Genomic DNA, 21,126 nt, shown 5'->3' with positions numbered 1-21,126 from the left:
ACACCTTTGCCGAAGTGTCGGCAGCCCCTTGCCTTGAAAGGCTTACGCGCTTTCCTCTACCGTAACTACCTGTCTCTACTGTTACGGAAACGCCATGTCGTTGGCCTGCTCACGCTCCTTGTTTTTCATGGCTTTCACTGCGGGGGCCGTTGCCCTGGGAGCTTCCTATTACCTCGAATACGCGATCGGGCTGGCGCCGTGCAGTCTGTGCCTGGTGCAGCGTTTGTTCCTGACGCTGCTGACGGCCGTCTGCGGTTTGGCGGCGGTGCATGGCCCGCAACGTGTCGGTCTGTCGCTCTATTGGCTGGCGGCGCTGGGTGCCAGTCTGGTGGGCACGACGGCGGCCTGGCGGCAGGTGCTGTTGCAGAGTGATCCGCTGTTGCAACTGGTGGAATGTTCGCCCGATCCCGAGACCCTTTTCAGCCGTCTGCCGTGGCTGTGCGCAACACTGCGGATGTTTAACGGCAGCGCCGATTGCGCCGAAATTTCCTGGACGCTGTTCGATTTGAGCATCCCGGAATGGAGTTTGCTGTTCTTCGTCGGGGTGTCGATTCTGGCGTTTTATCAACTGCTGCGGCTGGTCTGCAACGCTCTGCAACGACCGCTCAGCGGCGAAGCGTCGCACCAAGGGCTGGTCAGGGATTAAACACTTGTATGAACTTTATCTCCTGCGTACCTTGATGCCATAGGCGCGCGGGCATAATCTGGCCCGCACGTGTCATTGGAATTATGTTGCTCGATGACGCTCTGCCCGGCCGCCCTCCAAGCGATAAACCAGAAGAGAGGCGCGGGTGTAGAGCAGCATGACCCACAAGGGAAGAGAGATCGCCATGCTCGAAAGTTGTCAGAATGCTCAGGAACGTTGGGGTGGAGTTCATCTGCTGATCGACCGCTGGTTGCAAGAGCGTGAAGATCTGATCGGTGCCTACGACAATCTCGGTGCACAGCCTGAGTCGCTGTCCGAGAGCCGCAAGCCTTTGCAGGAATTCTGCGGCGTGCTGGTCGATTACGTGTCGGCCGGGCACTTCGAAATCTACGAACAGCTGACTGGCGAAGCCAAGGCGTTCAACGACAAACGCGGTCTGGAGCTCGCCGAGACAATCTACCCGCGCATCGACGTCATCACCGAGAAGCTGCTCGCGTTCAATGACCTTTGCGATGAAGGCAAATGCGTTGCCGAGAAATTCAAAGAACTCGGTGGTTTGCTGCACGAGCGCTTCGAACTCGAAGACTGCCTGATCGAAGTGCTGCACACAGCACACAAGGAAGAAGATCCGGTTCAGGCCTGATTCTTTTCTCTGATCAAAAAAACGGTGCGCCCAAAGCGCACCGTTTTTTATTGCCTGCTCAACTGCTCGCGCCGCGCAACTCCACTTCAAATACCAGCGGTGTAAACGGTGCGATCAAGTCGCCGGCACCATCAGCGCCATACGCTTGATCCGATGGAATCACCAAACGCCATTTCGCCCCCACCGGCATGTTTTGCAAAGCGCTGCGCCAGCCGGCGATCACGCTGTCGAGGTTGAACCATTGCGGCTGAGTGTTCTGATCGAACACGGTGCCGTCTGGCAAGCGACCGACATACAGCACCTGCACTTTTCCATCCGGACCGGCCTTGGTGCCGGTGCCTGGCGCGAGCTCGGTCAGCAGGATGCCATCGGCCAATTCCTTCACGCCCGGTTTGGCTTTTTCATCGGTGAGAAAACGCTGTTCGTTTTCCATCGCGGCATCGCTCGAAGGCTGTGTCGAGTGCTCGGCATTTTGCGCTTCGTGATCGGCCAGAACCTGTTCGATACGCGCTTCACTCAGCGCCAGCGGCTTGCCTTGATACGCCTGCTGCAAGCCCTCGACCAATGCCTGAATTTGTAGCTGCGGGACTTCCTGACGCAGCCGTTCACCCAGGCTGGCACCGAGGCTGTAGGCCAGATCGTGAGCATCGTTCGCAGTGGATTTTTCGTCAGCGTGGGCTGCGGAAAAGATCACGCAGAGGGATAAAAAAAAGTAGCGCGACATGGTCACTGCTCCGTCCTGAATTGCGCTGGATTATGCCAGCGCAAACGTCTGCAACGGTGAACTGCTTTTGCCTTTGTGCAGAACATTTTCACTTCGTTGCAACGCAACTGTTTCGATACTGTCAACATGACCTAGCGGCGGTGTCAGCAGAGGTCTAGTATGAGCCGCACTCACGTCAGCCAGGAGGTAAACCATGTCGGCCACCAAGAAGCCTGTAAACACTCCGTTGCACTTACTCCAACAACTCTCGGGCAGCCTGCTCGAGCATTTGGAAAACGCTTGCTCGCAAGCCTTGGCTGATGCTGAAAAACTGCTCGCCAAGCTGGAAAAGCAACGCGGCAAGGCGCAAGAAAAACTGCACAAATCCCGCACCAAATTGCAGGACGCAGCCACTGCCGGTAAAGCCAAGGCACAGACCAAAGCCAAAGGCGCAGTGAAAGAACTGGAAGACCTGCTCGATGCGCTGAAGGATCGTCAGTCCGACACCCGCAGCTACATCCTGCAACTCAAGCGCGACGCCCAGGAAAGCCTGAAACTTGCTCAGGGTGTGGGCCGCGTTCAAGAAGCCGTGGGCAAAGTATTATCGACTCGCTCGGCCAAGCCTGCTGCAAAAGCGGCTGCTAAATCCGTTGCCAAGCCTGCTGCAAAAGCACCGGTGAAAGCCGCTGCAAAACCAGCTACCAAAGCGGCTGCAAAACCTGCAGTGAAGAAACCTGCTGCGGCGAGCGCTGCAAAACCAGCAGCTAAAACCACAGCGGCAAAACCTGCTGCGCGGACTGCCGCTGCCAAGCCGGCTACCCGTGCCGCTGCTGCTAAACCAGCTGCGAAGCCAGCCGCTGCTAAAGTTGCTCCAGCGAAAACCGCCGCTGCTAAACCGGCCGCCAAACCTGCTGCCAAAGCTGCGGCAAAACCTGCTGCTAAAACTGCTGCTGCAAAACCCGCTGCCAAGACTGCCGCTAAACCAGCAGCAGCCAAGCCTGCGGCAAAAGCGCCAGCCAAAGCTGCTGCAAAACCGGCTGCAAAACCAGCCGTGAAAGCCGCCGCCAAACCGGCAGCCAAGCCAGCCGCTAAACCGGCCGCTGCTGCCAAACCAGCAACTGCTGCTGCCAAGCCTGCTGCTGCAAAACCAGCCGCCAAGCCAGCTGCGAAACCTGCCGCAAAACCAGCCGTTAAAAAGCCAGCCGCTGCCAAACCAGCTGCGGCCAAACCGGCTACCGCGCCAGCCGCCAAACCTGCCGCACCGGCAGCGTCGGCTGCGCCAGCCGCACCTGCTCCAGCCGCTACGACCTCGACGCCATCGACTGCGCCATCGCCAGCCGCTGTGTCGAGCACCAGCAACAACCCAACCAGCGCTTCCTAAACGCCGGTCGCCGCGACGCGCAGCACTTGCAGCGCGTCGCGGTTCGGGTTGGCCGCCGTGCCGGCCAAGCCTTCAAGCCAGGTCATCGAACCTGCAGCGTTTCGCGTCCATTCCTGCGCCACACCTTCAAGCCGTGACAGCAACGCTCGCTCAGCTTCCAGCTCAAGTGATTTGATCTGCTCGCGCATGCCTTTCAACACCGCGTCATCCACCGCCCGTGCTTTCCATTGCATACGCAGTGTCCGCAGCGGTTGCACCACTTCGATATCCCAAGGCCCGGTCAGCGACTGAAGTTCGCTGACGCGTTGTTCATCGCAGGTCACCCCGCGTTGCTCCAGCCATAAACCGCACAACAGCAGGCACACGTTCGCGCCCGCCGTTTGCAGTTGCAGGCAGGCGTCTTCCGCGCCCGGACGGGCGTAGGTGGCAAGGGAAAAGCTCCACAGGTCAGAGGACATCGTGCTACTCGCGCCAGTTGTGAGCGAAGCTGGTAGACTCCGCCGCCATTATGATCCGACTTCAGAACCTGACTTTACAGCGTGGCCCGCAACGTCTGCTAGAAGACGCCGAGCTGACCCTGCACGCCGGCCACAAAGCCGGCCTCATCGGTGCCAACGGCGCCGGCAAATCGAGCCTGTTCGCCTTGATTCGGGGCGAACTGCACCCCGACTCGGGTGATTGCTTCTTGCCGGCTGACTGGCGCATCGCCCACATGCGCCAGGAAATCGAGACGCTCGAGCGCCTTGCCGTCGACTATGTGCTCGATGGCGACCTGCGTCTACGCGAGGTGCAACGTGACCTCGCCGCTGCCGAGGCCGCGCATGACGGTGCCGCTCAGGCCCGTCTGCACTCGGAACTCGACAGCGCCGACGGTTACACCGCCGATGCGCGGGCGCGCAAGTTGCTCGCCGGTCTCGGTTTCACCAACGAGCAGATGGATCGTCAGGTCGGGGATTTCTCCGGCGGCTGGCGGATGCGTCTGAACCTGGCGCAAGCGTTGATGTGCCCGTCGGATTTGTTGCTGCTCGACGAACCGACCAACCACTTGGACCTCGACGCCATCATCTGGCTCGAAGAGTGGCTGAAAAACTACCCGGGCACTTTGCTGCTGATTTCCCACGACCGTGATTTCCTCGACGAAGTCGTCGATCACGTCGCGCATGTCGATCAGCGCAAGATCACCTTGTACCGCGGTGGCTACAGCGCCTTCGAGCGCGCCCGTGCCGAGCGTCTGGCCCAGCAGCAACAGGCCTACGAGAAGCAGCAGGCGCAGCGTGCGCACATGGAAAGCTACATCGCCCGCTTCAAGGCGCAAGCCACCAAGGCCCGTCAGGCGCAGAGCCGGATCAAGGCGCTGGAGCGCATGGAAGAGTTGTCGGCGGCCCACGTCGATTCGCCGTTCGACTTCGTCTTCCGCGAGTCGACGAAGATCTCCAGCCCGCTGATCGACCTGTCCGATGCCAGCCTCGGTTACGGCGACAAAACCATCCTCGAGAAGGTCAAGCTGCAACTGACCCCGGGTGCGCGGATCGGCCTGCTCGGGCCAAACGGCGCGGGTAAATCGACGCTGATCAAGAACCTCGCCGGTGAGTTATCGCCGATCGCCGGGCGTCTGACCCGTGGTGAAAACACCGTGGTCGGCTACTTCGCCCAGCATCAGCTCGACTCGCTGGACTCCAAGGCCAGCCCGTTGCTGCACATGCAGCGTCTGGCGCCGAGCGAACGCGAGCAGACCCTGCGCGACTTCCTCGGCGGTTTCGACTTCCGTGGCGCGCGCATCGATGAGCCGGTGCTGAATTTCTCCGGTGGCGAAAAGGCGCGTCTGGCCTTGGCGTTGATCGCCTGGGAACGCCCGAACCTGCTGCTGCTCGACGAACCGACCAACCACCTCGACCTGGAAATGCGCCTGGCGTTGACCATGGCGCTGCAGGAATTCAGCGGCGCGGTATTGGTGGTATCTCACGATCGGCACTTGCTCAAGAGCACCACCGATAATTTCTACCTGGTCGCGGACGGCAAGGTCGAAGAATTCGATGGCGACCTCGAAGATTACGCGCGCTGGCTGGTGGAATACCGTCAGCGCAACGCGCCGGTCAGCAACACTCCGGTCAACCCGGACAAGACCGACAAGAAAGCTCAGCGTCAGGCTGCCGCTGCTCTGCGTCAGCAACTGGCGCCGCACAAGCGCGAAGCCGACAAGCTTGAAGCTGAACTGGGCAAGCTCCACGAGAAGCTCGCCAAGGTCGACGCCAGCCTCGGCGACAGCGACATCTACGAGCCAGCACGGAAGAACGAGCTGCGTGATCTGCTCGCCGAACAGGCCAAACTGAAGGTTCGCGAAGGCGAGCTGGAAGAGGCGTGGATGGAAGCCCTCGAGGTGCTGGAAAGCATGCAGGCGGAGCTGGAGGCGCTGTCCTGATGGAAGCGTTCAAGCTGCCGCTGCCGGCGGTGTGGGTCGAGCCAATCTGGTTCACCGTGCAGATTCTGCTGATCCTGCTCGCCGGCTATCTCACCCAGCGCTTCGTTGCCAAAGGCCTGACCCGACTGGGCGAGCGCTATCCGTTCCCGCCGCAGTTGCTGATGCCGCTGCGCGGCGTGTTGCGCTGGCTGATCATGGGCAGCGCGCTGATCTTCGTCTTGGAGCGCCTTGGCGTCTCGGCCACGGTGTTGTGGACGGCGCTGTCGGGTTTCGTTGCGGTGGCGGCGGTCGCTTTCTTCGCGATGTGGAGTGTGCTGTCGAATCTGCTTTGCGCGATTCTGATCTTTACGGTTGGGCCGTTTCGGCTGGGCGATATCGTTGAACTGGTCGACACCACGGACAAGCCAGGGGTGAAGGGCCGGGTGGTGGCGATCAATCTGCTCTACACCACGCTGATCGAGGCGGAAGAGTTGGGGACTGGCAGCGCGATGGTGCAGGTGCCGAACAGTTTGTTCTTCCAGCGCTCGGTGCGGCGTTGGCGTGGGACGGATGTGTTTCCGTCTAGCGGTTTCGAGAAGTAGATTCTGCGGCGTCTGTTCTGACGCCTTCGCGAGCAAGCTCGCTCCCACATTTGATCGCGGTCTACTGTGGGAGCGAGCTTGCTCGCGAAGGGGCCCTCAGGAGCACCTGCAACATTCAGCAAAAAATCGGTAGTCATCCATTCAAACCCGCATTAGCTTAGGCATTTGTCACGAGCATGAGTCGAGGTGTGCGATGGAGCTTCAAACATGGCTGGCGTTTTTTGCCGCCTGCTGGGTGATCAGTCTGTCCCCGGGGGCTGGCGCCATTGCGTCGATGTCCAGCGGTCTGCAATACGGTTTCTGGCGTGGTTACTGGAACGCCCTCGGCCTGCAAATCGGTCTGGCCGTGCAGATCGCGATTGTCGGCGCCGGTGTTGGCGCGATCCTGACCGCTTCGGCCACAGCCTTCCACGCGATCAAATGGTTTGGTGTCGCTTACCTCGTGTATCTGGCGATCAAGCAATGGCGCGCGCAGCCCATGGACATGAGCGATGACGCGGCGGTACGGCCGATCGGCAAACCGCTGGCATTGGTGTTCCGAGGCTTTCTGGTGAACATCAGCAACCCCAAGGCCCTGGTGTTCATGCTCGCGGTGCTGCCGCAGTTCATCAATCCGCATGCGCCGCTGCTGATTCAATACGTGGTGATTGGCGTGACGATGGTCTGTGTCGACCTGATCGTGATGGCGGGTTACACCGGTCTGGCCTCGAAGGTGCTGCGCCTGTTGCGCACACCGCAGCAGCAGAAACGCATGAACCGCACCTTTGCCGGGCTGTTCATCGGCGCGGCAGCGTTTATGGCGACGCTGCGCAAAGCAGCTGCCTAAACCTCACAGACACACAACTGTGGTGAGGGGATTTATCCCCGATGGGCTGCGCAGCGGCCCCTTCTTTTAAGATCAAGAGGGGGCCCGCTTCGCGAGCCATCGGGGATAAATCCCCTCACCACAAAGTCCACAGCACAAGAGTCCTCAGCAGAAAATTCCCCAGCACAAAGTTCACAGCACATTTGTGCAGGCCTGCAATCAGCGCAGGATCACCGGCGCGGTATCGCGCGGCAAATTGTTGCGCTGCGGTGCTTCACGCGGCTGTTCATAACCGTCGCCACCACCGAGCTGCATGCTCAGTTGCCCGGCCACGTCCTCACCCAACGCTTTCGACACATCACGCACCACCCGTGGGCGGTTCAGCGAGATCTTGATGTCGCGGTGGTTCACCAGTTTGGTGTCCTGCGCTTCGCCCATCGCCGTGAAGGCCGAAGTGATCTCGAAGGTCTTGGTATTGATCAGGCTGAAATCCGCCACCAGCGTCAGGCCCAGCACCGCCGAATAGCTGTCGGTGTTCGCCAGTTCGTTGATGTCCTGGGTGAAGTCGATGTCCGACACGGTACCGAACAGCACGTAGTCGGCGCCCTTGAAGTTGCCGGCCTTGATCCGCTTGATCACGTCGTAGACATCACCCTTGGACGACGCGGTGTACGGCGTGCCCTGCACCAGCTGGAACATGCCGGTACGCAGAATTTCACCCTTGATGTCACCGGTGAATTTACGCAGCTCGCCTTGTTCGATGTAGCTGGTGCTCGCTTCGATCTCGTTGTAACTCGAAGAGCCGCTCGCGCTGTAGTAACCCTCGCGGTGGCTGCTCTGCGCCGAAACGATGTGGATGTATTGCTCCACGCGCTCCTGATACGCCAGATCCGTTACCGCGACTTTCGGGGCCGCTTGCACGCTGAACGCGCAAGCCAGGGCCATCATGCCAATCCATGCGCGCATCAATTAACGCTCCGTGGTTTTGCGAATCTCTTTTTCGTCCATCCACTCGGCCAGACCGCTTTCAACGTCGATCAATTGCAGGCTGAATTTGTAGAAGACGTCCTTGTAGTCGCTGCTGCGCTTGACGATCGAGCTGATCGAGCCTTCGATGCGGTACTTGGCGGCAACCATGTTGCCAGTCTTGGCCACGGTGCTCTTCTTGTACAGACCGCTCTGGTTTTGCAGCTTGAGCTGGTCAACCTGGCTCTGCATCGCATTGTTGTCGCTGGCGAAACGCGCAACGCCGGTCTTCATCAGCTGAGTCTTGATGCTGGTGGTGATTTCGCGGGTGTCGATGTACTCGCTGGTCTTGTTCTTCACGTCGTAGACCTGAACCACCGGACGGCCCTGCAGGATGCCGGACTGAGCCAGCGAGCGGGTCATCGACTCGGCGATCATTTGCAGGTCGGTCGAACCGAATTCGTTGGTCACGGTTTCAACCGCTTTGGTGTCGCCGTAGCTGATGTTCTTGCTGCCCAGGGTCGGCGAAGTATTGGCGCAACCGGAGGCCAGCAGGGCGATGACGGCGATGCAGGAAAAGCGTGCAAACATGGGAATGCTCTCTAAATCAGGAATAGGGTGGCGGGCTTACGGCGTCTTGATTTCCAGACGGAAGTCCACGGCTTTCGGGGTCGGGGCGATGCCCTGAATGAAGCTGGTCTGGGCGCCGTACATCATTTGGCTTTTCCAGACTTCTTCTTCGGCGATCGGGAAACCTTCCGCACCGAGCCAGGCGAAGCGGTAGTAGAAAATCTTGTTGCTGTTGAGGGTATTGCTCAACTGCACATTGACCGTCATGAAGCCGTTTTCGCGGGCGACGCGCATGGCGCCGACGACGATGTGTTTCTGCGGGCCCATGGCCACGACTTTGCTCGCGGCGCTGCCCGGCTCAGGCGGTGGCGGGGTGGCGCAGCCGCTCGCCAGCAAGGCGAGGGCGGCGACGGCGATGAGTTTGAAGCGCATGCAAAGACTCCGTTCTTAAGGTTGTTTGAGGCTGGCGACGTTGGTCGCGTTGGGGCTCGGCATCACGTGGGCGGCGATACCGCCGGCGAACACCTGATTGCCGACGGCGCGCAGGCTGATCACTTGATAACGCTGATCGATGGTGACTTTGACCACCGAGCCGCCGACGGCGCTCGGCAGGGTGACCTGATGCTCACCTTTCTTCAAGCGCAGACGCACCACCTGGGTGTTGTCCGGCAGGGTGCGCCACGTACGGGTATCGGCACCTTCGAGCACAGCTGAAGAAATACCCACGGCGAGACCGGCCAGCGGGCTGGTTTCGTTGAGCTTCTTTTGCGCCACACCTTTGGTGATCGCGCGCACGGTGGTGCGGACGATGATGCCCGGCATGTCATCACGCAGGGCGCGGCGAGACATGGCGGTGGTGCTGTTGAGTGCGGTCAGATGCACTTGCTGACCGTCGACACCGATCTGCGCAAAAGTCGCAGTGGAGGTGTCCGCTTTGATGATCGGGAACGACAGCGGGGTGATCACCACGTTGTTGGCAATCGGCAATGGCAGCGGGATGCGGATTGAATCACGCGCCGGGGCCAGACCGCTTTGCACCACGATCAGGATGTCGCTGTCATCGGACTTCGACGGCTTGTCGAGGTCGATCAGCGCTTGTTCCAGCAGTGGCGTGTTCGGGCGCAGTTCGGCGGCTTTGCGGTAGCCCGGCGCGGCGAGGTCTTTTTCGCCCAGCGCTTCGTATACGTAGCCGGCCAGGTAGTGGCTGAACGCACTCTGATAGCTGTTTTTCAGGCCGACCACTTCCGGCGCGTCGAGGCTGGCGACCGGGTAACCCTGCAGGTCTTTGTACTGCGTCTTGACGCCTTCTTTCTCGGCCTCTTCTTCGCTCTTGAGGTATTCCTTGTCGCGCAGGTCGGCGATCACCGCTTCACGTTCGTGAGTCTTTTTGATCGCGGTGCGGGCGCCGTCGAAATCGTTGACCGCCAACAGGTTCAGGGCCATCTGCGTGGTCAGCATGACTTTTTCGTAGTCGTAGCCTTCGTAGCGACGCACCTTGTCGTTGACGATGAAGCTGCCGAACTGGGCCAGGTACTTGCCGGTGTCGAGCTTGACCGAATCTTCCCACTGACCGACCACCACATCGGCGCTGGTCCAGGCGTTCTGGCTGCCGGACAGGTCGCCCTTGGCGCGCAACAACTCACCTTTCTCGAAGTAATAGAGCAGGTCTTTGTCCGCGCTGGAGTTGTTCTTTTCCAGCAGGGTCAGCGCCGCATCGACGTTGCCGGAGGCCAGTTGCTGGTTGGTCTGGGCCAGTTCCGAATCGTAATTGCGAAAGGCCGAACAGCCGGACAGCAGAGTGACGGCGCTGAGCGCGATCAAAGTGGGGGCGCGGAATGCCATGGGGTGACGTCTTCCCTGAGTGCAGATAAGTGCAGCCGCGTGTGCTGGTCGGGCTGTTGTGACCGATCGACAGTGGCGCTGGCCTCCTGCCAATTCCTCATAACCAGAGGAGCTTTAATGCCGTTTCGCCATAGCGAAGGCGCGGCATTATAAGCGCGGGATGATGGCCATGTGATAGCTTTTTAATTGCATGTGTCAGTCAGGTGCCATTACGGCCGCTGCCGGCGTTTCGGGGAACAGCCACGACGATCCGATGAAAAAGCCCTGATACAAAAAGACCCGCAGGCTCAATAGCTGGTGGCTTTGGCCGACGCGCACGGTCAGGCCGCCCTCCGCACCTTCGTAGGGAAAACGCACGCGGTGCAGGCCTTTTTTCAGGCGCAGCCGGGCGACCAGGGTTTTGTCCGGCAGGGTGCGCCAGGTGCGCGTGTCAGCCTCTTCGAAAGGGTCGGGATCGGTGACTACCAGCGAAGCCTTGGAAGGATCGCGCTCGTTCTTTTCCGCCTGGCCGATGGCGGCCATGTTGGCGCGGAACATCGCCCGCGAGATGATCTGCGGCATGTCATCGCGCAAGGTACGCATGGCCATGTCGGTGACGCTGTTGATCATCGTCAGTTTCTGCTGTTTACCGTCGACGACGATGTGCGTCAGCGGCGGTGTGAGGGTGTCGGGGAGCATCACCGGAAATGAGATCGGCGCAACAATCGTCAGGTTTTCGTTGAGCCGCACCGGAATCGGCACTTGCACCGAGCTGCGCGCCGGGGCGAAACCGCTCTGCACCACGATCAGAACTTCGCTTTCATCGTCGTCCGGCCCGGGCTTGTCGAGATTGCGCAACGCGCTTTCGAGGAAGGGCACGTCCGGCCGCAACTCGATCGCCTGACGATAACCCGGCGCCGCGAGCGTGCGTTCGCCCAAGGCTTCATAGGTGAAACCGGCCAGATAATGGCTGAACGCACTTTGGTAACCGTTCTTCAGCTCGATGACCTGTGGGGCGTCGAGGACGGCGACCGGGTAGCCTTGCAGGTCTTTGTAATGCAGTTTGATCCCTTGCTGCTTGGCTTGCTCTTCAGCCTCTTCGTATTGCCGTTCGCGCTGGCGGGCAATCAGGGTTTCGCGTTCGTGGGTTTTCTTGATGTCGGCGCGGGACCCGTCGAAATCGTTGTCGGCCAGTTGATTGAGGGCCATCTCGGTGGTCAGCATGACCTTTTCGTAGTCGTAGCCTTCGTAGCGCAGCAGCTTGTCATTGACCAGCATCGTGCCCATTTCATTGCCGAAACGGGTCAGCAGCTTCATGGGCGCGGAGGGCACGGCGTCTTCACGCTGGATAATCATCTGCTCAGCGGTGCGCCAGGCTTCCTGACTTTTTGGCAGGGCGGTGCCAGCACTGAGAATCGCGCCTCGCTCCAGGTAATACAGCAGATCCTTGTCTTCCCACGGATTGTTGACCTTCAGCACGTACAGCGCTTCGTTGAGATCACCCTTGGCCATCTGGTCGATGGTTTGCTGCATTTCCTCATCGTAATTGCGGTAAGCGGCGCACCCGCTCAGTTGCACGATGGCGCTGAGTAGCAGGAAGAATGGCAGGCAATGGCGCATGGAGACGGGTTCTTCCTTGAACGGCAAAGGCTGGGAGGTGACGCATTATAGGGGCGGTTTGCGCCCGGAAGTGGTCATCGAATTCAGCGCTGAAACATATCAAACACCGACAAAGCTTGAGGGAAATGGCGCCGGAGTGAACAATATGTAACTCCGTATTTCCCCTTGAGACTCCTTCATGACTGCCTCGTCCCGATTTCTGGCCTGGCTGCTGTTCCCTTTGTTTGCCCTGAGCAGCTTCAATCTGCTGGCCGATACCGTGGAAGGCGCGCCACAAGCGCTGCACCTGCTCGATTACATCAGCGCGGATTACCCGCCGACGGTCGAGGCGGGCACAGTTGTCGATGACGCCGAATACCGCGAGCAGCTGGAATTCACCCAAGCGCTGCAAGGCTTGATCGCCGACATGCCGGCCAAGCCTGAAAAGGCTGCGTTGGAGCAGGGCGTCGCCGCGTTGCGTGCGGCCATCACCGCGAAGCAGGACGGCGCGGAAGTGGCCCGTCAGGCGCGGCAACTGGGCGCGAAACTGGCCGTGGCGTATGAAGTCAGTCAGGCGCCGATCATCACCCCGGATCCGACCCGTGGCGCGCCGTTGTATGCGCAGAACTGCTCGGTGTGCCACGGCGATACCGGCCTCGGCGATGGCCCGGCGGGTGTCGGCATGTCGCCGGCGCCGGCCAATCTGCGTGAGGCGGCGCGGATGGATCACCTGAGTCTGTACGCGATTTACAGCACCCTCGGCCAAGGCGTCGAAGGCACCGACATGCCAGCGTTCGCCGATCAGCTCGATGATCGCCAGCGTTGGGATTTGGCCACTTACATCGCCGGTTTCAGTGCTGATGCGGCGGCCGCTCAATCCGAGAAAACCTACAACATCGCCGATCTGGCGCGCCAGACCCCGGCCGAAGTGCAGGGCGCTGAAGGCCCGCAAGCGGCGGCGACTTTCCGTGCGCAGCGAGCGCAACCGCCGCAAGTCAAACGCGGCCCGGCGCAGTTGCTCGACTACACCGCAGCGACGCTGGACAAGAGTCTGGCGGCGTACCGCGCCGGTGAACACGATCAGGCTTACGACCTGTCGGTGGCGGCGTATCTGGAAGGTTTCGAGCTGGTCGAAAGCTCACTGGATAACGTCGACGCCAACGTACGCAAGGACACTGAAAAATCGCTGATGGCGTATCGGCAGTCGTTGCAGGACGGTTTGCCGGTCGCACAGGCCGAGCAGCGTCTGGACGCGGCCAAGGCCAAGTTGAAAGAGTCTGCCGGGTTGCTCGGCAGCGATGGTTTGAGCTGGTCGCTGAGCTACATCTCCGGTTTGCTGATTCTGCTGCGCGAAGGCCTGGAAGCGATTCTGGTACTGGCGGCGATTCTGGCCTTCCTGCGCAACACCGGCCAGCAGTCGGCGGTGCGCAGCGTCAACGTCGGTTGGGGCTTGGCGCTGTTGGCCGGTCTCGGCACCTGGGCGTTGGCGGCTTACGTGATCGATGTCAGCGGGTCGCAGCGTGAATTGCTCGAGGGCGCGACGGCGCTGTTCGCCAGCGTCATGGTGCTGTGGCTGGGCGTGTGGATGCACGACCGTCGCCACGCCGCAGCCTGGCAGGATTACATCAAGAGCAGTCTGGTCGGTGGTGGCGGCCGGTTTGGTTTTGCGATCCTCGCGTTCTTCTCGGTGTATCGCGAGTTGTTCGAAGTGATCCTGTTTTACGAAACCCTGTGGTTGCAGGCCGGCCCGGCCGGGCATGACGCGGTACTCGCCGGTGGTGCGACGGCGCTGGTGCTGCTGGTCGGTCTGGCGTGGGTGATCCTGCGCGGTTCGGCGAAACTGCCGCTGACGTTGTTCTTCAGCATCAACGCGGCGCTGCTCTGCGCGCTGTCGGTGGTGTTTGCCGGGCATGGCGTCAAGGCGTTGCAGGAAGCCGGGATCTTCGGCACGCGGCCGGTGGCGTTCTTTGAGTTTGACTGGCTGGGGATTCATGCCGATGCGTATTCGTTGACGGCGCAAGCGGTGGCGATTCTGGCGATTGTTGTGTTGTATGGGCGTAGTTGGGTGGCTGAGAAGAAGCGGATTTCGGCTGCTTGATTGGGTGATCCCTTAAAAGATCGCAGCCTTCGGCAGCTCCTACATAGGTTCGTGTATACCTGTAGGAGCTGCCGCAGGCTGCGATCTTTTGCTTTATGAGGTAAACAAAATGCGTGTATGGATCGATGCCGACGCTTGCCCACGGGCGGCGAAGGATCTGGTGGTGAAGTTCGCCCTCAAGCGCCAGTACGAAGTGGTGCTGGTGGCCGGGCAGCCGCAGATCAAGCCGGGGCTGGCCATCGTCAAACTGATCGTGGTGCCGAGCGGCCCGGATGCGGCGGATGATTATCTGGTCGAGCACGCGGTGCCGGGGGAGCTGGTGATTTGCAGCGATATCCCACTGGCCGATCGGCTGGTGAAGAAGGGCGTTGCGGCGCTGGATCCGCGCGGCAAGGAATTTGATGCGCAGAACATGGGCGAGCGATTGGCGGTGCGCAACCTGTTCACCGATCTGCGCGAACAAGGCCAGATGAGCGGCGGCCCGGCACCGTTTGGCGATCGCGAGAAGCAGGCGTTTGCCAATGCGCTGGATCGGATTCTCACGCGCCTGACCCGCAACACCTGAGCCCCACACAAATCCCTTGTAGGAGTGAGCCTGCTCGCGATAGCGGTCGATCATTCAACAGATATGTTGCCTGACACACCGCCATCGCGAGCAGGCTCACTCCTACAATAGACCGTGTCAAGCGTCGTTTTCGTGGGTCAGTTCGAGCACGCGGTCGACCAGTTTGTTGATCCCCGAAGCCGCTTCACTGATGTTCTGCGCCAGCATATAAGCCGGGGTCGTCACCAGTTTGCGCGCCTTGTCTTCGATGATTTCGGTCACGGCGCAATCTTCATGCGTCGCGCCCATCTTGTTCATCGCCGTGGCGGTGTCGGCGTCATTGCCGATGGTGCAGGTCACGCCCGGGCCGTAGATCTTCGCCGCAAGTGCCGGCGAAATGCACATCAAACCCACTGGTTTGCCCGCTTCGGCAAACGCCTCGGCCAGCGCCAGCACTTCAGGCTGTACGCTGCAGCCGGCGCCTTCGACAGCAAAGTTCGACAGGTTCTTCGCCGCCCCAAAACCACCGGGCACGATCAGCGCATCGAAGTCATCGACGTCGGCTTCGCGGATGTCTTTGATGTTGCCACGGGCAATCCGTGCCGACTCGACCAGCACGTTGCGGGTCTCGGGCATTTCTTCGCCGGTCAGGTGGTTGATCACATGCAATTGCGCGATGTTCGGGGCGAAGCACTGTACCTGCGCGCCGCGTTGATCAAGACGCAGCAGGGTGATGACGCTTTCATGGATCTCGGCGCCGTCGTACACGCCACTGCCGGACAGGATCACTGCAACTTTTTTGCTCATGGGTTTCTCTCCAGATTCATGGCGCTAAATGTCCACTAAATTGTCGCGCGTTGCCATAGGGTAAACGGGCGGCTACACCTAGGATCTGTTCATACGATTGCGAGCAGGGCGCGTCATGGACTTGATTCTGTATGCGGTGCCGTTTTTCCTCGTGTTGATTGCGCTCGAACTGATCGCCGACCGCTGGCGCGGGGTGAGCAATTATCGCCTCGCCGATGCGGTGAACAGCATCAGCACCGGCGTGTTGTCGACCACCACCGGGCTGCTGACCAAAGGTGTCGGGCTGCTGACCTACGCCTTCGCCCTCGAGCATCTGGCGCTGTTCAAACTGCCAGCGAACAGCGTTTGGGTCTGGATGCTGGCCTTCGTCCTCTACGACTTTTGCTATTACTGGCTGCACCGCATGGGCCACGAACGCAACATCCTCTGGGCCGCGCATTCGGTGCATCACCAGAGCGAGGAATACAACCTCTCCACCGCGCTGCGCCAGACCAGCACCGGGTTTCTGCTCGGCTGGATTTTCTACCTGCCGATGGCCGTGCTCGGCGTGCCATTGCTGGTGTTCGTCAGCGTCGCGGCGCTGAACCTGCTCTATCAATTCTGGGTCCACACCCAACACATTCCCAAGCTCGGCTGGTTCGAGTGGTTCTTCGTTACGCCGTCCAATCATCGGGCCCACCATGCACAGAACGCTCTCTACATGGATCGCAACTACGGCGGAGTGTTCATTCTTTGGGATCGTCTGTTCGGCACGTTTCAGGAAGAGGACGACAACGAGCCGGTGATTTTCGGCGTGACCACGCCGCTGGCGAGCTGGAATCCGTTGTGGGCCAACCTGCAGTTTTATGCGCAATTGTGGGACGACGCGCGTCGCGCCGAGAGCAAGTGGGACAAGCTGCGCATCTGGTTTATGCGCACCGGCTGGCGCCCGGCGGATGTGGCGGCGAAGTACCCGATAAGCAAGCCGGATCTGGCGCAGTTCCGCAAATTCGACGTGCCGTTGGAGCGTCGCCAGCAATGCTACGTGGCGCTGCAGTTTTGCGTGTACATCGCGCTGGGCAGTTATCTGATGAATCTGGAGCGCAGTCTGCCGACCACCGCGTTGTTACTCGGCTGGAGCGCGGTGGCGTTCGGGGTGTTTGCGTTGGGCGTAAGCCTGGAGAATCGCCCGTGGGCATTGAAGGTCGAGCTGTTGCGGCTGGGGTTGAACGTGCCGCTGGTGTGGCTGGCGCCGCTGGTTGGATTGTGGCCGGCCAGCCCGATGATCTGGGCTGGCTTGCTCGGGTACAGCCTGCTCAGCGGCATCGGGCTGTATAGCTGCCGTCAGCGCGTTACTCGGCTGGCGGTTTAGGTTCGGCGGACTTGGCTGGCTCGGCGAGTTGCAGTTGCTCAGCCTTGGCAGCTTGTTCATCCTCGTAGATCTTCTTCGCCAGACGCGCATTCTTGAAGCGGCGGCGCAGCCACAGGCCAACACCGAGCACCAGCAAGGCGCCAAGCACCCACAGCTCGTATTTCTTGATGCTGCCGAGCATGCCTTCCAGCACCGCGCCGAAGTGGTAAGCCGCAGCGGCCAGCGCCGTGGCCCAGATCGCCGCGCCAATGCCGTTCAGCAGCAGGTAACGTCCCGGCGGATAACCCGACAGGCCGATCGCCACCGGCATCACCGTGCGCAAGCCATAAACAAAGCGGAAGCTCAGCACCCAGATGTCCGGGTGCTTGCGAATGTGTTCCAGCGCGCGGTCACCCATCATCTGCCAGCGCGGTTTGCGCGCGAGCAATTTGCGCCCGTGCTTGCGCCCCATGAAGTACCACAGCTGATCACCGGCATAACTGCCGAAGAACGCCACGACTACCACCAGGTTGATGTCCATGTATCCACGGAACGCGAGGAAGCCTGCGAGCACCAGGATGGTTTCGCCTTCGAAGAACGTGCCAAGAAACAAGGCAAAGTAGCCGAAGTCATGCAGAAATTGTTGGAGCATTGTCTGGGTGCTGGCGAAATGAACGCGCAGCCTAACCCTTCGGACACATTCATGAAAGTGTCCAAATGTGTCTCGACGTGAACAATTCCTACAATAAGAATGGAATCCGTCACCGTGCCACAGGCCTCACACAACTGTAATCTGTTCGTCATAATGGCCGTCTATAACTGTCACGCTCGCCCGTTTGCGCGGGCTCAGGAGTCCGCCGTGAGCTTTACCCCTGCCAACCGTCTGTTCCCCGCCACTCGCTTGCGTCGCAACCGCCGCGATGATTTTTCGCGTCGGCTGGTAAGGGAAAACGTACTGACGGTTGATGATCTGATCCTGCCGGTGTTCGTGCTCGACGGTGAGAACCGTCGCGAAGCCGTGGCCTCAATGCCCGGCGTAGAGCGCCTGAGCATCGACCTGTTGCTGGAAGAAGCCGCCAAGTGGGTCGAACTGGGGATTCCGGCGCTGGCGCTGTTTCCGGTCACACCTCCTGAATTGAAATCCCTCGACGCCGCTGAAGCGTGGAACCCTGAAGGCATCGCCCAGCGCGCCACTCGCGCCTTGCGTGAGCGCTTTCCGGAACTCGGCGTGATCACCGATGTTGCGCTCGACCCGTTCACCACCCACGGTCAGGACGGCATTCTCGACGAAGAAGGCTACGTGCAGAACGACATCACCGTCGACGCACTGGTGCGTCAGGCGTTGTCCCATGCCGAAGCTGGCGCACAGGTGGTGGCGCCGTCGGACATGATGGACGGTCGCATTCAGGCGATTCGCGAAGCGCTGGAAATCGCCGGCCACGTCAATGTGCGGATCATGGCCTACTCGGCCAAGTACGCCAGCGCCTACTACGGCCCGTTCCGCGATGCCGTGGGTTCGGCGTCGAACCTCGGCAAAGCCAACAAAGCCTCTTATCAGATGGATCCGGCCAACAGCGACGAAGCGCTGCACGAAGTCGGTGCGGACTTGTCTGAAGGCGCGGACATGGTCATGGTCAAACCGGGCATGCCGTATCTGGACATTCTTTTCCGGGTAAAAGATGCCTTCAAAGTGCCGACCTTCGTCTATCAGGTTAGTGGCGAATACGCCATGCACATGGCGGCGATCCAGAATGGCTGGTTGAGTGAAGCAGTGATCCTCGAATCACTGACCTCCTTTAAACGTGCCGGTGCAGATGGCATCCTGACTTACTTTGCTGTCCGTGCCGCTCAATTGTTACGAGAGCAGAAATAGCCCTCCCAGGAACATTCGATGAATACCGAAGGACTCACTGAAGTTGCAGTAAAAGAAGCTCAGCCGGTGGTGGAGCAAATCACCGAGACCCCGCCGGAACTGGAGCCAGCGCCACCCGCGCCGGTGGCCGAAACCGCTGTGGCGGTGCCGGCGATCACCATTCCGGGTCTGGATGACAGCAGCCTGTACATCCACCGCGAGCTCTCGCAACTGCAGTTCAATATCCGCGTGCTGGAACAGGCGCTGGACGAGTCCTATCCGCTGCTGGAGCGTTTGAAGTTCCTGCTGATCTTCTCCAGCAACCTCGACGAATTCTTTGAAATCCGTGTCGCCGGCCTGAAGAAGCAAATCACCTTTGCCCGTGAGCAGGCCGGCGCCGATGGCCTGCAACCGCATCAAGCGCTGGCCCGCATCAGCGAGCTGGTGCACGGTCATGTTGACCGTCAGTACGCGATCCTCAACGACATCCTGCTGCCGGAGCTGGAAAAGCATCAGGTGCGCTTCATCCGTCGCCGCAACTGGACGGTCAAGCTCAAGACCTGGGTGCGCCGCTATTTCCGTGACGAGATCGCGCCGATCATCACCCCGATCGGCCTCGACCCGACGCACCCGTTCCCGTTGCTGGTGAACAAGAGCCTCAACTTCATCGTCGAGCTGGAAGGCATCGACGCCTTCGGTCGCGATTCCGGTCTGGCGATCATCACGGCGCCGCGTCTGCTGCCACGGATCATCAAGGTGCCGGAAGAAGTCGGCGGCCCGGGCGACAACTATGTGTTCCTGTCGTCGATGATCCACGCCCACGCCGATGACCTGTTCCAGGGCATGAAGGTTAAGGGTTGCTACCAGTTCCGTCTGACCCGAAACGCTGACCTGGCACTCGACTCCGAAGACGTCGAAGACCTGGCACGCGCGCTGCGTGGCGAGTTGTTCTCGCGTCGTTACGGTGATGCGGTGCGTCTGGAAGTCGCTGACACCTGCCCGAAACACCTCTCGGATTACCTGCTCAAGCAGTTCAACCTGAGCGAGAGCGAGCTGTATCAGGTCAATGGCCCGGTCAACCTGACGCGGCTGTTCAGCATCACCGGTCTGGACAGTCATCCAGAGCTGCAATACACGCCGTTCACCCCGCAGATCCCGAAACTGCTGCAGAACAGCGAAAACATTTTCAGCGTGGTCAGCAAGCAGGACATCCTGCTGCTGCACCCGTTCGAGTCGTTCACCCCGGTGGTCGACCTGCTGCGCCAGGCCGCGAAAGATCCGCACGTACTTGCTGTACGGCAGACGTTGTACCGCTCCGGCGCCAACTCCGAGATTGTCGATGCGCTGGTCGATGCCGCGCGTAACGGCAAGGAAGTCACGGCGGTCATCGAGTTGCGTGCGCGCTTCGACGAAGAATCCAACCTGCAACTGGCCAGCCGTCTGCAAGCGGCCGGTGCGGTGGTGATCTACGGCGTGGTCGGTTTCAAGACCCACGCCAAGATGATGCTGATCCTGCGTCGTGAGGCCGGCGAAATTGTGCGTTACGCGCACCTCGGCACCGGCAACTACCACGCCGGCAACGCCAAGCTGTACACCGACTACAGCCTGCTGACTTCCGACGACGCCTTGTGCGAAGACGTTGGCAAACTGTTCAGCCAGTTGATCGGCATGGGTAAAACCCTGCGCATGAAAAAGCTGCTGCATGCGCCGTTCACGCTGAAGAAGGGCATGCTCGACATGATTGCCCGCGAGACCCAGTTCGCCGTCGAAGGCAAACCGGCGCACATCATCGCCAAGTTCAACTCGCTGACCGATCCGAAGATCATCCGCGCGCTGTACAAAGCCAGCCAGTCCGGCGTGCGCATCGATCTGGTGGTGCGCGGCATGTGCTGCCTGCGTCCGGGGATTGCCGGGGTTTCGCACAACATCCATGTGCGCTCGATCATCGGTCGCTTCCTGGAGCACACGCGGGTGTTCTACTTCCTCAACGGCGGCGACGAGCAAATGTTCCTCTCCAGCGCCGACTGGATGGAGCGCAACCTCGACAAACGCGTCGAGACTTGCTTCCCGGTGGAAGGCAAAAAGCTGCTGACCCGCGTGAAGAAAGAGCTGGAGCTGTATTTGACTGACAACACTCATAGCTGGAGTCTGCAGTCGGATGGCCGTTACATCCGCAACACGCCGACGGGTAATCAGAACCCGAGGAGTGCGCAGGCGACGTTGCTGGAGCGGTTGGGTAGCCCGATTTTGCCGGTGAGCAGCTAGGTGTAGTGGTCTAATTTCCCCGGACACCCCGATAGGTGGAAAATACATCTATCGAGGAGTTATTCATGACCAAAAAACGCAGGGCATTCGACGACA

General features: G+C 60.2%; 20 protein-coding genes. 11 read left to right on the top strand and 9 right to left on the bottom strand.

Annotated features, from left to right (window positions below; all coding sequences use genetic code 11):
- The first annotated feature begins 94 nt into the window (after positions 1-94).
- Together ACIP66_RS24370 and ACIP66_RS24365 are read left to right on the top strand one after the other, a co-directional pair.
- On the top strand, positions 95-646 hold the full coding sequence (locus tag ACIP66_RS24370; protein ID WP_053124951.1) for a disulfide bond formation protein B: 552 nt from the start codon (positions 95-97) through the stop codon (positions 644-646).
- Positions 647-830: 184 nt separating this feature from the next.
- The gene (locus ACIP66_RS24365; protein ID WP_053124949.1) at positions 831-1,289 is read left to right on the top strand and encodes an Rsd/AlgQ family anti-sigma factor; all 459 of its coding nucleotides are present in this window, start codon (positions 831-833) and stop codon (positions 1,287-1,289) included.
- A 58-nt stretch (positions 1,290-1,347) separates the two neighbouring features.
- On the opposite strand, the gene ACIP66_RS24360 is transcribed toward ACIP66_RS24365, so the two are convergent.
- Entirely contained in the window at positions 1,348-2,013 is a 666-nt protein-coding gene (locus ACIP66_RS24360; protein WP_400651517.1) for an FKBP-type peptidyl-prolyl cis-trans isomerase, read from the bottom strand.
- Positions 2,014-2,206: 193 nt separating this feature from the next.
- On the opposite strand from ACIP66_RS24360, the gene ACIP66_RS24355 reads away from it, so the two are divergent.
- Entirely contained in the window at positions 2,207-3,373 is a 1,167-nt protein-coding gene (locus ACIP66_RS24355) for an AlgP family protein (RefSeq protein ID WP_400651515.1), read from the top strand.
- Here ACIP66_RS24355 and ACIP66_RS24350 read toward each other — a convergent pair.
- Positions 3,370-3,831 (bottom strand): TIGR02444 family protein, encoded by a 462-nt coding sequence (locus tag ACIP66_RS24350; protein ID WP_400651512.1) that lies wholly within the window; start codon positions 3,829-3,831, stop codon positions 3,370-3,372. The two genes, ACIP66_RS24355 and ACIP66_RS24350, sit on opposite strands and share 4 nt — an antisense overlap.
- 50 nt (positions 3,832-3,881) lie before the next feature.
- Here ACIP66_RS24350 and ACIP66_RS24345 point away from each other — a divergent pair, with 50 nt between their 5' ends.
- From ACIP66_RS24345 to rhtB, 3 genes are all read left to right on the top strand, one after another.
- On the top strand, positions 3,882-5,792 hold the full coding sequence (locus tag ACIP66_RS24345) for an ATP-binding cassette domain-containing protein (protein ID WP_053124941.1): 1,911 nt from the start codon (positions 3,882-3,884) through the stop codon (positions 5,790-5,792).
- Positions 5,792-6,373, top strand: coding sequence for a mechanosensitive ion channel family protein (locus ACIP66_RS24340; protein ID WP_016985893.1), 582 nt, complete (start codon positions 5,792-5,794; stop codon positions 6,371-6,373). The genes ACIP66_RS24345 and ACIP66_RS24340 overlap by 1 nt, the downstream gene beginning before the upstream one ends.
- A gap of 193 nt (positions 6,374-6,566) precedes the next feature.
- Positions 6,567-7,199 carry a homoserine/homoserine lactone efflux protein gene (rhtB, locus tag ACIP66_RS24335; protein ID WP_053124937.1) on the top strand — a complete coding sequence of 211 codons (633 nt, stop codon included), beginning with the start codon at positions 6,567-6,569 and terminating at the stop codon, positions 7,197-7,199.
- Between the two features lie 198 nt (positions 7,200-7,397).
- Here rhtB and ACIP66_RS24330 read toward each other — a convergent pair whose 3' ends face one another.
- The 5 genes from ACIP66_RS24330 to ACIP66_RS24310 all read right to left on the bottom strand — a co-directional run bounded on the left by ACIP66_RS24330 (position 7,398) and on the right by ACIP66_RS24310 (position 12,155).
- The gene (locus ACIP66_RS24330) at positions 7,398-8,144 is read right to left on the bottom strand and encodes a penicillin-binding protein activator LpoB (protein WP_400651508.1); all 747 of its coding nucleotides are present in this window, start codon (positions 8,142-8,144) and stop codon (positions 7,398-7,400) included.
- A 3-nt stretch (positions 8,145-8,147) separates the two neighbouring features.
- Positions 8,148-8,735, bottom strand: a complete 588-nt coding sequence (gene lpoB, locus ACIP66_RS24325) for a penicillin-binding protein activator LpoB (protein ID WP_016772610.1) — start codon at positions 8,733-8,735, stop codon at positions 8,148-8,150.
- 36 nt (positions 8,736-8,771) lie between these two features.
- On the bottom strand, positions 8,772-9,146 hold the full coding sequence (locus tag ACIP66_RS24320; protein ID WP_007911131.1) for a YcfL family protein: 375 nt from the start codon (positions 9,144-9,146) through the stop codon (positions 8,772-8,774).
- A gap of 15 nt (positions 9,147-9,161) precedes the next feature.
- Positions 9,162-10,556, bottom strand: coding sequence for a COG3014 family protein (locus tag ACIP66_RS24315; RefSeq protein ID WP_400651505.1), 1,395 nt, complete (start codon positions 10,554-10,556; stop codon positions 9,162-9,164).
- Between the two features lie 195 nt (positions 10,557-10,751).
- The gene (locus ACIP66_RS24310) at positions 10,752-12,155 is read right to left on the bottom strand and encodes a COG3014 family protein (protein WP_400651502.1); all 1,404 of its coding nucleotides are present in this window, start codon (positions 12,153-12,155) and stop codon (positions 10,752-10,754) included.
- Between the two features lie 178 nt (positions 12,156-12,333).
- Here ACIP66_RS24310 and ACIP66_RS24305 point away from each other — a divergent pair, with 178 nt between their 5' ends.
- The gene (locus ACIP66_RS24305) at positions 12,334-14,232 is read left to right on the top strand and encodes an FTR1 family protein (RefSeq protein ID WP_159814370.1); all 1,899 of its coding nucleotides are present in this window, start codon (positions 12,334-12,336) and stop codon (positions 14,230-14,232) included.
- A 109-nt stretch (positions 14,233-14,341) separates the two neighbouring features.
- On the top strand, positions 14,342-14,797 hold the full coding sequence (locus ACIP66_RS24300) for a YaiI/YqxD family protein (RefSeq protein ID WP_400651500.1): 456 nt from the start codon (positions 14,342-14,344) through the stop codon (positions 14,795-14,797).
- A 117-nt stretch (positions 14,798-14,914) separates the two neighbouring features.
- On the opposite strand, the gene elbB is transcribed toward ACIP66_RS24300, so the two are convergent.
- Positions 14,915-15,583: an isoprenoid biosynthesis glyoxalase ElbB gene (gene elbB, locus ACIP66_RS24295; protein WP_008084520.1), complete on the bottom strand. Its 669-nt coding sequence runs from the start codon at positions 15,581-15,583 to the stop codon at positions 14,915-14,917.
- Positions 15,584-15,698: 115 nt separating this feature from the next.
- Here elbB and ACIP66_RS24290 point away from each other — a divergent pair, with 115 nt between their 5' ends.
- Complete coding sequence (locus ACIP66_RS24290; protein WP_400651498.1) at positions 15,699-16,934, top strand: sterol desaturase family protein; 1,236 nt, start codon at positions 15,699-15,701, stop codon at positions 16,932-16,934.
- Here ACIP66_RS24290 and ACIP66_RS24285 read toward each other — a convergent pair.
- Entirely contained in the window at positions 16,915-17,565 is a 651-nt protein-coding gene (locus tag ACIP66_RS24285; protein ID WP_212550200.1) for a DedA family protein, read from the bottom strand. The genes ACIP66_RS24290 and ACIP66_RS24285 overlap by 20 nt on opposite strands.
- 207 nt (positions 17,566-17,772) lie before the next feature.
- On the opposite strand from ACIP66_RS24285, the gene hemB reads away from it, so the two are divergent.
- Both hemB and ppk1 read left to right on the top strand, forming a co-directional pair.
- Positions 17,773-18,786 (top strand): porphobilinogen synthase, encoded by a 1,014-nt coding sequence (hemB, locus tag ACIP66_RS24280; protein WP_212550199.1) that lies wholly within the window; start codon positions 17,773-17,775, stop codon positions 18,784-18,786.
- An 18-nt stretch (positions 18,787-18,804) separates the two neighbouring features.
- Positions 18,805-21,030, top strand: coding sequence for a polyphosphate kinase 1 (gene ppk1, locus ACIP66_RS24275; RefSeq protein WP_400651495.1), 2,226 nt, complete (start codon positions 18,805-18,807; stop codon positions 21,028-21,030).
- Positions 21,031-21,126: the final 96 nt, after the last annotated feature.

The organism is Pseudomonas sp. NPDC088429 (assembly GCF_044753305.1).
GTDB lineage: Bacteria > Pseudomonadota > Gammaproteobacteria > Pseudomonadales > Pseudomonadaceae > Aquipseudomonas > Aquipseudomonas rustica.
The sequence above is the reverse complement of the archived record's forward strand: the minus strand, read 5'-3'. Positions and strand labels throughout refer to the sequence as shown.